This window comes from Agromyces sp. NPDC029043, from assembly GCF_055564615.1.
In genome coordinates, this window is the sequence record NZ_JBVHVX010000001.1 from 1 (window position 1) to 12,844 (window position 12,844).

13 protein-coding genes are annotated in these 12,844 nt (G+C 72.4%); 2 read left to right on the forward strand and 11 right to left on the reverse strand.

The features are described 5' to 3' along the window. The 3 genes from ACZ4TW_RS00005 to tyrS all read right to left on the reverse strand — a co-directional run. On the reverse strand, positions 1-187 hold a 187-nt coding region (locus ACZ4TW_RS00005), incomplete at its 3' end, for a hypothetical protein (protein WP_465538931.1). Positions 188-424: 237 nt separating this feature from the next. Then, on the reverse strand, positions 425-1,798 hold the full coding sequence (locus tag ACZ4TW_RS00010; protein ID WP_465538933.1) for a CoA transferase: 1,374 nt from the start codon (positions 1,796-1,798) through the stop codon (positions 425-427). A 9-nt stretch (positions 1,799-1,807) separates the two neighbouring features. Beyond that, on the reverse strand, positions 1,808-3,109 hold the full coding sequence (tyrS, locus tag ACZ4TW_RS00015) for a tyrosine--tRNA ligase (protein WP_465538935.1): 1,302 nt from the start codon (positions 3,107-3,109) through the stop codon (positions 1,808-1,810). A 125-nt stretch (positions 3,110-3,234) separates the two neighbouring features. On the opposite strand from tyrS, the gene ACZ4TW_RS00020 reads away from it, so the two are divergent. After that, positions 3,235-3,972, forward strand: coding sequence for a DNA-binding protein (locus ACZ4TW_RS00020; protein ID WP_465538937.1), 738 nt, complete (start codon positions 3,235-3,237; stop codon positions 3,970-3,972). 67 nt (positions 3,973-4,039) lie between these two features. Continuing rightward, entirely contained in the window at positions 4,040-4,636 is a 597-nt protein-coding gene (locus tag ACZ4TW_RS00025; protein WP_465538939.1) for a hypothetical protein, read from the forward strand. Positions 4,637-4,678: 42 nt separating this feature from the next. Here the strand turns inward: ACZ4TW_RS00025 and ACZ4TW_RS00030 are convergent, their stop codons facing one another. The 8 genes from ACZ4TW_RS00030 to ACZ4TW_RS00065 form a co-directional block, all read right to left on the reverse strand. Beyond that, positions 4,679-5,332, reverse strand: a complete 654-nt coding sequence (locus ACZ4TW_RS00030) for a DNA-3-methyladenine glycosylase (RefSeq protein WP_465540217.1) — start codon at positions 5,330-5,332, stop codon at positions 4,679-4,681. Between the two features lie 29 nt (positions 5,333-5,361). Continuing rightward, complete coding sequence (argH, locus tag ACZ4TW_RS00035; RefSeq protein ID WP_465538940.1) at positions 5,362-6,804, reverse strand: argininosuccinate lyase; 1,443 nt, start codon at positions 6,802-6,804, stop codon at positions 5,362-5,364. 2 nt (positions 6,805-6,806) lie between these two features. After that, positions 6,807-7,736, reverse strand: coding sequence for an ornithine carbamoyltransferase (gene argF, locus ACZ4TW_RS00040; RefSeq protein WP_465538942.1), 930 nt, complete (start codon positions 7,734-7,736; stop codon positions 6,807-6,809). A gap of 55 nt (positions 7,737-7,791) precedes the next feature. Further along, a complete protein-coding gene (locus ACZ4TW_RS00045) occupies positions 7,792-8,988 on the reverse strand; it encodes an acetylornithine transaminase (protein ID WP_465538944.1) in 1,197 nt (398 codons plus the stop codon). Then, positions 8,985-9,935: an acetylglutamate kinase gene (gene argB, locus ACZ4TW_RS00050; RefSeq protein WP_465538945.1), complete on the reverse strand. Its 951-nt coding sequence runs from the start codon at positions 9,933-9,935 to the stop codon at positions 8,985-8,987. Before argB ends, ACZ4TW_RS00045 begins: the two co-directional genes overlap by 4 nt. 17 nt (positions 9,936-9,952) lie before the next feature. Further along, the gene (gene argJ, locus ACZ4TW_RS00055; protein ID WP_465538947.1) at positions 9,953-11,110 is read right to left on the reverse strand and encodes a bifunctional glutamate N-acetyltransferase/amino-acid acetyltransferase ArgJ; all 1,158 of its coding nucleotides are present in this window, start codon (positions 11,108-11,110) and stop codon (positions 9,953-9,955) included. After that, positions 11,107-12,150 (reverse strand): N-acetyl-gamma-glutamyl-phosphate reductase, encoded by a 1,044-nt coding sequence (gene argC / locus ACZ4TW_RS00060; RefSeq protein WP_465538949.1) that lies wholly within the window; start codon positions 12,148-12,150, stop codon positions 11,107-11,109. Before argC ends, argJ begins: the two co-directional genes overlap by 4 nt. A gap of 234 nt (positions 12,151-12,384) precedes the next feature. Then, positions 12,385-12,798 (reverse strand): DUF1801 domain-containing protein, encoded by a 414-nt coding sequence (locus ACZ4TW_RS00065; RefSeq protein WP_465538951.1) that lies wholly within the window; start codon positions 12,796-12,798, stop codon positions 12,385-12,387. Positions 12,799-12,844 lie beyond the last annotated feature (46 nt).

Here is a 12,844-nt window from a genome sequence, read left to right on the forward strand (position 1 = left end):
GGTTCCCAACACCCGAAGGCATCAGGGAGTTCAAATCACTGACAGAGAAACAACTGACTCGAAAATCAAATTGTCCATCAATCAAAGGAAACCCACCCCATCCGAAGACGAGGCCGGGGTTCAAAAAATTGGCATTGAACATAGTGCACGCTGTTGAGTTCTCAAGAAACGGACGCACCCGGGTCACGGTCGCCTGAGGCGAGCCGATCAGCCGAGACTGTTTCGTTCTTCATCCGGTGATCCTCGAGGGGACCGTGCCGGACGCTTCGAACCTGGACGATCGAGATCGTGGAGGTTCGGGATCGTGCCGCTTGAGGAGGAGAAGCTCTTTCGCTTCTCTCGCTCCTGTGGGGCAACGAATGAATACTTTACGGAGATCCGTGACCTCCCGCAACTCAGCCCTGCATCCCGGGCGTGTCGCCCGTCATTCCGCCCATCTGGGCGGATCGGAGCCCCACGGGTGCGGGGCCTCGCGCCACGTCATCGGACCCTCCGGCGAGGCGATCGCGGGAAGCGCGATCCGCTGCTTCCCGCCCGGTCCGACCAGGGTGCTCGCGTGAGCGGCACGGGCAGGGCCATCCAGCCCCGCCGGCGCGGGCTCGGCGAGCCGCGGCATCGCGAGCAGTTCCGCGGCCGTCCGGCGCAGCGACATCCGCGCGACCCAGGATCCGCCCTCGTCACGTCGCCGCTGGAGCATCGTCGCGACCGCCGCCGCGAGCAGGTATCCCGTCGCGTGGTCGAGCGCCTGCGCCGGCAGCGCGCCGGGCGCATCGGGCGCGCCTTCGATGAGCGCGATCCCGCTCGCCGCCTGCACGAGGCTGTCGAATCCCCCGCGCTCGACGGCGTCGTCGTCGAAGCCCCACGCCGAGAGCTGCGCGACGACGAGGCCGGGATGGTGGCTGAGCAGTGCCGCGGGCTCGAGGCCGAGCCGCCGCAGGGCGCTCGGCCGGTAGCCGAGCACCACCGCATCGGCCGTGCCGAGCAGCGCGTTGAACCGCGCGGCATCGTCGACCACCCGCAGGTCGAGGACTGCGGAGCGCTTGCCCGGCCCCGTGTCGAGGTGCTGCCATCCGATCTCGGGCGGTTTCGGGGGATCGATGCGCAGTACGTCGGCGCCGAGCAGGGCCAGCGTGCGCGTGGCGACGGGCCCGGCGATCACGCGCGTGAGGTCGAGCACGCGGACGCCGACGAGCGGAAGCCCGGACGCCGCGGCGGGCGTGCGCGACGGCGCCGCCGCATCCGCCCGCCGCGTCACCTCGACGAGCGGCGTCGCGACCAGGCGCGCGTCGACGGCGGGATCCTCGGGCGCGACCACGACGCACATGCCGCCCGCCGCAGTGACGGCCTGCGCGAGCGCCGCGGCATCCCACCGGGCCACGGCATCGTCGACGCGCGCCGGCACCGCGGCATCCGTCGCCGACAGCCCGAGCACGCGCCGCAGGGCGGCGGCGTGGTGCGGGTAGTTGCCGTGCGTGCGAACCCAGCCGTCACGCGTACGACGGAACCCCGAGAGCGGCGCCCAGGCGTCAGGCGCCCGACCGTCGAACTCGGCGACGCGCTCGCTCGCGAACGCCGTCGCGATGCGGGCGCCGTCGAGGCGCAGCGAACCCGGGCCGGCCGCTCTGCCCCACCCGGCGAGGGTGGCAGCGGCGACGGATGCCGCGGCGAGGCCGGACACGTCGAGGCGTGCGGGCAACGGCACCTCGGGCAGCGGTGCGAGCGCGACGAGCTCGCCGGGGTCGCGCCCGAGCTCGGTCCACACGCGTGCGAGGAGGCGCTCGGCGGCTCCCCCTCGCATCATCGCGGCCTACCGGACGAAGACGCCCGCGAGGGTCTTCTTGCCGCGGCGGAGCACCGCCATGCCGCCCGAGGGGACGCGATCGGAGATCGTCGCGGCCTCGTCGTCGACGCGCACGTTGTCGAGTGAGACGCCGCCCTGCGCGATCGCGCGACGCCCCTCGCTGAGGCTCGAGACGAGCCCGGTATCGACCAGCAGCTGTGCGATCGGTACTCCGGGTTCGGCGTCGGTGTTCGGGAGCTCGCGAAGCGCGGCCTCGAGTGTGGAGGGGTCGAGGCCCGCGAGCTCGCCCTGCCCGAACAGCGCCTGGGACGCCGCGACGACGGCGGCCGTCGCTTCCGCCCCATGCACGAGGGTCGTCACCTCGTGCGCGAGCACGCGCTGCGCCTCACGACGGAACGGCTCGGTCTCGACCTTCTCGGCGAGCTCGTCGATCCGCTCGCGCGTGAGGAAGGTGAACACCTTGAGGCGGTCGATCACGTCGGCATCGTCGGTGTTGAGCCAGAACTGATAGAAGCGGTACGGGCTGCACATCTCGGCGTCGAGCCAGATCGCGTTGCCCTCGCTCTTGCCGAACTTGGTGCCGTCGGAGTTCGTGATCAGCGGCGTGCCGATGGCGTGCACGTGCACGCCCTCGACGCGGTGGATGAGATCGGTGCCGCTCGTGAGGTTGCCCCACTGGTCGCTGCCGCCCGTCTGCAGCACGCAGTCGTACTGCCGGTGGAGCTCGAGGTAGTCGAAGCCCTGCAGGATCTGGTAGCTGAACTCGGTGTAGCTGATGCCCGCCTCGGAGTTCAGGCGCGAGGCGACGGCATCCTTCTTCAGCATGGTGCCGACGCGGTAGTGCTTGCCGATGTCGCGGAGGAAGTCGATGGCCGAGAGGCCGGCCGTCCAATCGAGGTTGTTCACCATTCGGACGGCGTTCTCGCCCTCGGCGGAGAGGAAGCGGCTGATCTGGGCGCGTAGTCGCTCGACCCACTCGGCGACGGTCTCCTTGGTGTTGAGCGTGCGCTCCGCGGTGGGCCGCGGGTCGCCGATGAGGCCCGTCGAACCGCCGACGAGCCCGAGCGGCTTGTGTCCGGCGAGCTGGAGCCGGCGGAGCGTGAGGATCTGCACGAGATTGCCCAGGTGCAGGCTGGCCGCCGTGGGGTCGAAGCCGCAGTAGTAGGTGATCGGGTCGCCGGCCAGGAGCCGCTTGAGCGCGGCCTCGTCGGTCGAGACATGGACGAGCCCGCGCCAGCGGAGCTCCTCCCAGATGTCGTCGAACGTCGGGTCGTTCTGCTGCGTGGCGAGGATCGCGGGGTCGGACACGACAGCAAGGCTATCAGCGGGCCTGGGGTCGCCCCGGTCAAGTCCGGTACCTTCGGATGAACAGATCAAGCTATGAGCCTTGAATCGACCTGTCCAAGGATGCTACCTTATCCAAGGGAGGCGCCATGTTCGTGATCACCGCCGACCAGGTCGGCAGCCGGACCGACATCGACCGCTCGTCATCGATGCAGCGCGAGCTGCAGGGGCGCTTCGGCCCGCGGCTGCGGCTGCCGGTCGACCAGACGGCGGGAGATGAGCTGCAGCTCCTCACCGACCATGCCGGCACGGCCCTCGATGTCGCGCTCGTGCTCGGCCGCGACGGGCACTGGAGCGTGGGCCTCGGCGTGGGCGACGTCCGGACTCCCCTGCCCGACGCCGTTCGCAAGGCCACGGGCGGGGCGTTCATCGCGGCGCGCGAGGCCGTCGACGCCGCCAAGCGCGCCGACGGCCGCTTCGCCCTTCGCGCGAGCGCTTCCACGGAGGTCGCCGATCACGCCGGCGCGCCGCTCGGCGCCGCCGAGCTCGAGCCGCTGATCCGGCTGCTCCTGCTCGTGCGCGACCGCCGCAGCCGGCAGGGGTGGGAGGCGATCGACCTCGTGCGCGAGGTCGGCAGCCAGAAGCGCGCGGCCGAGCGCCTCGGCATCTCCGACGCCGCCGTCAGCCAGCGCCTCAAGGCGGCCGTCTGGTCGGTCGACGACGAGGCACGGCGGGGCCTCGTCCGCCTCCTCGCCGAGCTCGACCGCGCGACGAGCGCCGTCTCGACATCGGAGGAGACGGATGCGCCGGATGGCACGGACGCGGCGGAGGACACGACCGCGACGCGCGCCGACGACCGCCGCGACGATGACCGCGGCGGTCGCTAGGCTCGGTCGACGACCCGAACCTGCCCCCCGGGCATCTCGGACCCACCCCGGAGAAGCGGAGGCCCATGTGAACCTCGACGACGCGATGTCGGCGCTCGGATGGATCGTGATCGTGGGTTCGCTCGCGATCGCGGCGGTGTTCTCCGCGCTGGCGTACCACCGACCTCGGCCGCCGTACCTGTACGTGGCCGGCGGTGCGGTCGTCGTGGCGCTGGTCGCCGGCTCGACGGCGCACGCCGACGCCCCACCCGTCGCGGCGCCGCTGATCGCCCTCCTCGGTATCACCGTCGCCGTATTCGGCGGCAGCCCCGCCGCGGCGACCGCACTACAGCTCGCGATGGGCGGCAGCGCCGCACCCGGTGCCCACGGCGGCATCCTGGTGGCCGTGCGCTCCGACGAACCGCGGGAGCCCGGCATCCTCCCGCCCAGGCGCGAGGTCCTGCGCGGCGGTCTCATCATCGGCGTGCTCGAGCGAATCGGTGCGGCAGGCTCCATCATCGCGGGCTTCCCCGAGGGGCTGGCGATCGTCGTCGCCGTGAAGGGCGTCGGCCGGTTCACCGAGCTCGAGGCGCCCGAGGCACGCGAGCGCTTCATCATCGGCACGTTCGCGAGCCTCACGTGGGCGTGCGCCGCGGCGCTCGCGGTGCACCTCGCGATCCGCTGAGCCGGGCCCGCTTCCCGGACCGCGCCGTCGTCGACGAGCAGGTCAGTGCGACTTCGGATGGCGCCGGTACGCCGAGACCCCGGGGTCGCCGGGGATCCAGAACCGCCACGGGTACGCGACCGCCCCGCCCGCGCCGGCGATGCCGGTGCGGGGGCCGGTCAGGTGCGGCACGGGTTGCCGGGGCACGACGAGGTCGAACGGCGGCGCCAGCAGGTCGCTGCCGTTGCGCGCCAGGGGCACCCCGAGCGCCTGCGCGAGCCGCGCCGGCCCGCGCGCGAGATCGCGTTCCGCCGACCGCGGCCGGCGCGCCCGCGCCAGGCCGGCGCCCTCGACGATGGTGCCGCCGCGCAGCAGCACGCCACCCGAGGTCCCGGCCTCGTCGGCGACGATGTTGAGGCACGTGTGCATGCCGTACGTGAAGTACGCGTACAGGTGCCCGCCCTCGCCGAACATGACCTCGTTGCGCGCCGTGCGCCCTCGGAACGCGTGCGAGCCCGGGTCGACGCCCACGCCGCGGTAGGCCTCGACCTCCGAGAGGCGCACGGCGACCCGCCCCTCGGGCGACTCGTAGCCGAGCACGGCGCCGAGCAGCAGCGGCGCGAGCTCCACCGAGTCGCGGAGGAACCAGTCTTGATCCGGGCGCACGAGCGCCGCGCCATGCGCAGCGCCCGCGGCCGGACCGGCGCCGCGCGCCATCCGCTCGCCCGTCGTCACGTCGTCGTGGCTCAGTCGTCGCCCCCAGGAAGGCCGTGCACGAGGTGCCGCACGCGGTCGGCGAGCGCCGCGAACTGCGCGTCGACGCGCTCGGGCGCCGTGCCGCCGATGCCGTCGCGGCTCGCGACGGACCCCTCGATCGTGAGCACCGCCCGCACGTCGGGTGTGAGGTGCGGTGAGATCGCGGCGAGCGCGGCGTCGTCGACCTCGTGCAGGTCGAGCGAGTGCTCTTCGGCATGGCGGACGAGCGCCCCCGTGATCTCGTGCGCGTCGCGGAACGGCACGCGGCGCTTCACGAGCCACTCCGCGACGTCGGTCGCCAGCGAGAAGCCGGCCGGCGCGAGCTCGGCCATGCGATCGGTGTGGAACGTCAGGGTCTCGATCATGCCCGTGAACGCCGGGAGCAGCACCTCGAGCGTCTCGACCGAGTCGAAGACGGGCTCCTTGTCCTCCTGCAGGTCGCGGTTGTATGCGAGCGGGAGCGCCTTGAGCGTGGCGAGCAGGCCCGTGAGGTTGCCGATGAGCCGCCCCGACTTGCCCCGCGCCAGCTCGGCGATGTCGGGGTTCTTCTTCTGCGGCATGATCGACGACCCCGTCGAGTAGGCGTCGTCGAGTGTGACGAAGCCGAACTCGCGCGTGTTCCAGAGGATGACCTCCTCGGAGATGCGCGACAGGTCGATGCCGATCATCGCCGCCACGAACGCGAACTCCGCGACCACGTCGCGACTCGCGGTGCCGTCGATCGAGTTCTCGGCGGGCGCCGCCAGACCGAGGTCGCGGGCGACGGATGCCGCGTCGAGCCCGAGCGTCGACCCGGCGAGCGCCCCGCCGCCGTAGGGCGAGACATCCGCTCGCCGGAGCCAGTCGATGAGCCGCTCGAGGTCGCGCGAGAGCGCCCAGCCGTGTGCGAGCAGGTGGTGCGCGAGCAGGACGGGCTGGGCGTGCTGCAGGTGCGTGCGCCCCGGCATGATCGCGCCGCGGTGCTGTTCGGCCTGCGCGGCGAGCGCGTCGATGAGGTGGACCACCTGGCGGCCGATGGTCGCGGCGTGGTCCTTGAGGTAGAGGCGGACGAGCGTGGCGATCTGGTCGTTCCGGCTTCGTCCTGCACGGAGCTTGCCGCCCAGTTCGGCGCCGACCTCGTCGATGAGCGCGGCCTCGAGCGCGCCGTGGACGTCCTCGTCGGCCTCGGCGGCGACGAGGTCGCCGGCGAGCACCCGGGCCTCGAGTGCGTCGAGCCCGGTCAGCATCCGGTCGAGCTCGGCCGGCTCCAGGTAGCCGGCCGCGGCGAGCGCGCGGGCGTGCGCGCGCGAGCCCGCCAGGTCGTAGGGGGCGAGCTGCCAGTCGAAGTGGGTCGACTTCGACAGCCGCTGCAGCTCGGGCGACGGGCCGCCGGCGAAGCGGGCGCCCCAGAGCGAACCCTCGTTGGTGCCGTGCGCGCCGTTCTCGTCGGTCATGCTCACGCGTCCTTCCTGGCGAGGAGCCACACGAGCAGCGCCTTCTGCGCGTGCAGCCGGTTCTCCGCCTCGTCCCAGATGATCGAGCGCGGGCCGTCGATGACCTCGGCCGTCACCTCGTATCCGCGGTCGGCGGGCAGGCAGTGCATGAAGACCGCATCGGCCTTGGCCAGCGCCATCAGCTCGTCGTCGACCTTGTACGCGCCGAACGTGGCGACGCGGTGCGCCTTCTCGTCCTCCTTGCCCATCGACACCCACGTGTCGGTGACGATCACGTCGGCGCCGGCCGCGGCCTCGGCCGGATCGGTGTAGAGCGCGACCGATCCCCCGGTGCCGGCGGCGATGCGGTCGGCATCGGCGACGACGGATGCCGCGGGCGAGAACTCCTCGGGTGAGGCGACCCGCACGTGCATGCCGGCGGTCGCCCCGGCCAGCACGTACGACTGCGCCATGTTCGACGCGCCGTCGCCGAGGAACGCCACGGTGAGGCCCGCGAGCCGGCCCTTGTGCTCGCGGATCGTCAGCAGGTCGGCGAGCAGCTGGCAGGGATGGAAGTCGTCGGAGAGCGCGTTGACGACGGGGACGGTGGTTCCGGCCGCCATCTCGTCGAGGCCGGACTGCGCGTACGTGCGCCAGACGATCGCCGACACCATCCGCTCGAGCACGCGGGCGGTGTCGGAGGGCGTCTCCTTCCCGCCGAGCTGGCTCGACGCGGTCGAGATGATGAGCGGCGACCCGCCGAGGTCGGCGATCCCGACCGCGAACGAGACGCGCGTGCGCGTGGACGACTTGTCGAAGATGACCGCGACGGTCTGCGGCCCGGCGAGGGGCTGCTCGGACCAGCGGTCGGCCTTGAGTCGCTCGGCGAGGTCGAGGATCTCGGCCTGCTCGGCGGGGGTGATGTCGTCGTCGCGGAGGAAGTGGCGGGTCATGGGGCTCCGTTCGTGCGCGCGGTGGGCGCGCGGCGGGTCGATGAGGTCGGTGGAGTCAGCGGGCGGCGGTGGCGGTGACGGCCTCGAGCGCGCGCGAGAACCGCGCCTCGAACTCGTCGAGCTCGGCGTCGCCGATGGTGAGCGGGGGCGCGATGCGGATGGTCGCGTCGTTGGCGGCGTTCACGATGAGGCCGGCGTCGAGCGCGGCGGCGGAGACCGCCGCGGCGGCGGGCTCGGTCAGGGCGACGCCGGCGAGCAGGCCCCTGCCACGGACCCCGGCGACGAGCGGCGAGCCGAGGGCGAGCACGCGTTCGCGCAGCTCGGTGCCGCGGCGGGCGGCGTTCTCGACCAGGCCGGCGCGTTCGATCTCGCCGAGCACCGCGTTCGAGACGGTCGTCGCGAGCGGGTTGCCGCCGAACGTCGAACCGTGCTGGCCCTTCGAGAACAGCTCGGAGGCATGCCCGAACGTGACGAGACCGCCGATCGGGAAGCCGCCGCCGATGCCCTTCGCGACGGTGATGGCGTCGGGCACGATGCCGTCGTGCTGGAAGGCGAACCACTCGCCCGTCCGGCCGGCACCGGTCTGGATCTCGTCGACGATCAGCAGGGCGCCGTGACGCCGGGTCAGCTCCCGCGCGGCGTCGAGATAGCCGGCGGGCAGGTCGAGGACGCCCGCCTCGCCCTTGATCGGCTCGATGACGAGCGCCGCGACGCCGTCGTCGAGCTCGGCCTCGAGGGCCTCGATCGTCGACGGGATGTGGTCGACGCCCCCGGGCAGCGGCTCGAACGCATCGCGCATGGCCGGCTTGCCGGTGAGCGCGAGCGAGCCCATGGTGCGGCCGTGGAACGCGTCGACGAGCGCGAGCACGCGGGTCCGAGCGCCGCCGGAGTTGTTCAGGCGGGCGAGCTTGAACGCCGCCTCGTTCGCCTCGGCGCCCGAGTTGCCGAACCACACGCGACCGGCGTCGCCCGCGCCCGTGAGGCGGGTGAGGCGGTCGGCGAGTTCGAGCGTCGGCTCGGTCGCGAAGTAGTTCGAGACGTGCGCGAGTGTCGCGGCCTGGCGCGAGACCGCCTCGACGAAGACCGGGTGCGCGTGGCCCAGCGAGTTGACGGCGATGCCCGCCAGGAAGTCGAGGTACCGCTTGCCCTCGTCATCCTCGACCCACGCGCCCTCACCGCGGACGAGCTTGAGCAGGGGCATCCCGAGCGTGCGCATCATGCGGTGCTCGAACCGGTCGCGCCAGTCGCTCATGCGATCACCTCCGACGCGGTCGCGGCGGTCGCCGTCGCCGCGCCCGCCGGCACGACCTCGGTGCCGATCCCCTGGCGGGTGAAGATCTCGAGGAGGATCGAGTGCGGTACGCGGCCGTCGATGATCGCGGCCTTCGGCACGCCGCCCGCCACGGCCTCGAGGCACGCCGCCATCTTCGGGATCATGCCGGACTCCAGCGAGGGCAGCAGGGCCTCGAGCTCGGGCACGGCGATCTCGGAGACGAGGGAGTCGCGGTTCGGCCAGTCGCGGTAGAGGCCCGCGACGTCGGTGAGGATCACGAGCTTCGCGGCGCCCAGCGCGACCGCGAGCGACGCGGCCGCCGAGTCGGCGTTCACGTTGAGCGACTGCCCGCGCTCGTCGAGGTCGGGCGCGATCGAGGACACCACGGGGATGCGGCGGGCCTCGAGCTGCGCGAACACGGCCTCGGGGTCGACCTCGACGACGTCGCCGACGAGCCCGAGGTCGACCTCCTCGCCGTCGACGATCGCGCCCCGGCGGCGGCCGCGGAACAGTCCCGCATCCTCGCCGGAGAGCCCGGCCGCGAGCGGCCCGTGCTCGTTGATGAGGCTCACGAGCTCGCGGTTGACCTGCCCTGACAGCACCATCCGGACCACGTCCATGGTCTCGGGGGTGGTGACCCGGTAGCCGCCGCGGAACTCGCTCGGGATGCCGAGCCGCTCGAGCATCGACGAGATCTGCGGGCCGCCGCCGTGCACCACGACCGGCCGGATGCCGGCGTACCGGAGGTACACCATGTCCTCGGCGAACGCGCGCTGCAGCTCGGGGCTCACCATCGCGTTGCCGCCGAACTTCACGACGATGATCTCGCCGTGGAAGCGCTTCAGCCATGGGAGCGATTCGATGAGCGTCTCGGCCTTGCGCGCGGCGGCGGCGGCATCCGTCCTGGCGTCGCCGTCGTGGGTCATCTGCTCCTCGCCCATCATCAGCTCGAGTACGCGCTGTTCTCGTGCACGTAGTCGTGCGTGAGGTCGTTGGTCCAGATGGTCGCGGATGCCTCGCCCGCGTGCAGTTCGACGAGCACGTGCGTCGAGCGGGGCGCGAGGTCGACCTCGTCGCGCGGACGGTCGGGCCGGCCCGCGTGGCAGACGCGCACGCCGTTCATCGTGACGTCGACGAGGTACGGATCGAACGGCGCCGACGTGGTGCCGATCGCCGCGAGCACGCGACCCCAGTTGGGATCGTTGCCGAAGATCGCCGCCTTGAAGAGGTTGTTGCGGGCCACCGACCGGCCGACCTCGACCGCGTCGTCTTCGGTGACGGCGCCTCGCACCTCGATCGCGATGTCGTGGCTCGCGCCCTCGGCATCGGCCTGCAGCTGCAGCGCGAGGTCGCGGCATGCGGTCGTGAGCGCCTCGGTGAACGTCGCCGCGTCGGGCACCACGCCCGATGCGCCCGAGGCCAGGAGCGTGACCTGGTCGTTCGTCGACATGCAGCCGTCGGAATCCAGCCGGTCGAAGGTGACGTGGGTTGCCCGGCGCAGCGCGGCGTCGAGCTCGGCGGGGGCGAGGTCGGCATCGGTCGTGAGCACGACGAGCATCGTCGCGAGGCCCGGCGCGAGCATGCCCGCACCCTTCGCCATGCCGCCGATGCGCCATCCGTCGACCTCGACCAACGTGGTCTTCGGCTTGGAGTCGGTCGTCATGATCGCGCGCGCCGCGTCGGCACCCGACGCGTCGTCGGCCGTGAGTCGGTTCGCCGCGGAGAGCACGCCCTCCTCCAGCACCTCGCCGTCGAGCTGGTCGCCGATGAGGCCGGTCGAGCAGACGAGCACGTCGCCGGCCGAGACGTGCAGGGCGGATGCGGCGGCCTCGGCCGTGCGGTGGGTCACCTGGAACCCCTCGGAGCCGGTGAAGCAGTTCGCTCCGCCCGAGTTCAGCACGATCGCCGAGACCGTGCCGTCCTGGATGACCTGCTGCGACCACAGGATGGGGTTGGCCTTGGCGCGGTTGGAGGTGAACACGGCGGCCGCGTGCTGCCGGGGCCCGCGGTTGACGACGAGCGCGAGGTCGAGCGCGCCCGTGCGCTTGATGCCCGCCGCGATGCCCGCGGCCTCGAAGCCGGCTGCCGCGGTGACGGTCACGGGGCCACCCCGTTCACGGGGAGGCCGGTCGCCTCGGCGAGGCCGAGCGCGATGTTCGCCGATTGGATCGCAGCGCCCGCGGTGCCCTTGACCAGGTTGTCGACCGCGGCGACGACGACCACGCGGCCGGCCGCGGCGTCGACCGCGAGTCCCATCAACGCGGTGTTGGCGCCGAGCACGTCGGCCGTGCGCGGGAACTGCCCCTCGGGCAGCACCTGCACGAAGTGCTCGCCGGCGTACGCATCCTCCCAGGCGGCCCGGATCGCGGCCGGATCGGTGCCGGGCACGACTCGGGCGGTGGAGGTGGCGAGGATGCCCCGCGCCATCGGCACGATCGTGGGCGTGAACGAGATCGTCGGCGAGGCCGCGCCCGCCCACCGCAGTGACTGCTGGATCTCGGGGATGTGGCGGTGCGTGCCGCCGACGGCATACGGGTTCGTCGAGCCGAGGATCTCGGAGCCGAGCAGGTGCGCCTTGAGCGCCCGGCCCGCGCCAGAGGGGCCGACCGCGAGGACGGAGACGAGGTCGCGGTCCTCGATCACACCGGCGCGGATGCCGGGCGCGAGCGAGAGCGCCACGGTCGAGGCGTTGCATCCCGGTGCGGCGATACGACGGGTCGACGCCAGGCGCGTGCGCTGCGTGCCCGACAGCCGGGGCAGTTCGGGAACGCCGTACTCCCACGTGCCGTGGAAGTCGCCGCCGTAGAACGCCGCCCAGTCGTCGCGGGACTCGAGGCGGTGATCGGCGCCGCAGTCGACGACGAGCGTGTCGTGGCCGAGCTCGGCCGCGATGGCGCCCGATGCTCCGTGCGGCAGGGCGAGGAAGACCACGTCGTGCCCGGCGAGCGTCTCGGCGGACGTCTCCTTGAGCGTGAGGTGCGTGTAGCTGCGAAGGTGCGGCTGCACCGCGGTGAGCGGCTGGCCGGCGTTCGAGTGCGCGGTGACGGTGCGCACCTCGAACTCGGGGTGATCGGCGAGGAGGCGCAGCAGCTCCCCACCCGCATAGCCGGACGCGCCGGACACGGCGACGGTGAACGTCATGGATTCCACCTTATGGGCTGAAGGGTCGAGTGAGTCGGCTCCGGCGACGCCCAGGACGGCAGGCTCAGGCCGCCGCGGGAGTCGCCTGGATTCGGCGCTCGCCCCGACGTCGGCCGCGCACCACGACGGCACGCGTGACGCGTGCGGGGCGCTCGAGCCGGACGGTGGACATGCAGCGACCCTATCGAGCGGTGAGGACGACTCGCAAACCGGGACGACGCGGGAGGACGCGACTCAGACGTCGTCGCCGCGCGTTCGCACCCACGCACGGTCGACGAGCGACTCGAGCACGTGCCGGTCGATCGTGTCGAGCCGGCCGATCCAGAGGCATCCGACCCCGACCTTCACCTTGCCGAGTCGATCGATCAGCTCCTCGGCGCCCGGGGTCTGCAGCCCGTACAGCGACACCGAGGCCTTCCGCGGCGAGAACCCGACGACCATCCAGTCGCCCTCACGGCCCGACTCGTAGCGATAGTGGTGCAGCCCGTACCCGACGATCGACGGGCCCCACATGACCGCGTCGGTGTCGGTCACGCGGTCGAAGAGCTCGCGCAGCTCGAAGCCGTCGGCCCTGCGGCCCGCGGGTTCGACCGACTCGAGGAACTCGGACACCGACGCCCCCGTCGGAAGGGTCTTCGCTTCGGCCATGTCTCACGGTACCGCCGCACGCGATGCGGCGACAGCCCCGGATGGC

Bases quoted from the DNA above. Each gene is read 5' to 3' on its own strand.
- ACZ4TW_RS00065 (WP_465538951.1), bottom strand. From the start codon at position 12,798: ATGGCCGAAGCGAAGACCCTTCCGACGGGGGCGTCGGTGTCCGAGTTC.
- ACZ4TW_RS00020 (WP_465538937.1), top strand. From the start codon at position 3,235: ATGTTCGTGATCACCGCCGACCAGGTCGGCAGCCGGACCGACATCGAC.
- ACZ4TW_RS00030 (WP_465540217.1), bottom strand. From the start codon at position 5,332: ATGGCGCGCGGCGCCGGTCCGGCCGCGGGCGCTGCGCATGGCGCGGCG.
- argH (WP_465538940.1), bottom strand. From the start codon at position 6,804: ATGACCGACGAGAACGGCGCGCACGGCACCAACGAGGGTTCGCTCTGG.
- argC (WP_465538949.1), bottom strand. From the start codon at position 12,150: ATGACGTTCACCGTCGCCGTGTCCGGCGCGTCCGGCTATGCGGGTGGG.
- ACZ4TW_RS00010 (WP_465538933.1), bottom strand. From the start codon at position 1,798: ATGCGAGGGGGAGCCGCCGAGCGCCTCCTCGCACGCGTGTGGACCGAG.
- argF (WP_465538942.1), bottom strand. From the start codon at position 7,736: ATGACCCGCCACTTCCTCCGCGACGACGACATCACCCCCGCCGAGCAG.
- argB (WP_465538945.1), bottom strand. From the start codon at position 9,935: ATGACCCACGACGGCGACGCCAGGACGGATGCCGCCGCCGCCGCGCGC.
- ACZ4TW_RS00045 (WP_465538944.1), bottom strand. From the start codon at position 8,988: ATGAGCGACTGGCGCGACCGGTTCGAGCACCGCATGATGCGCACGCTC.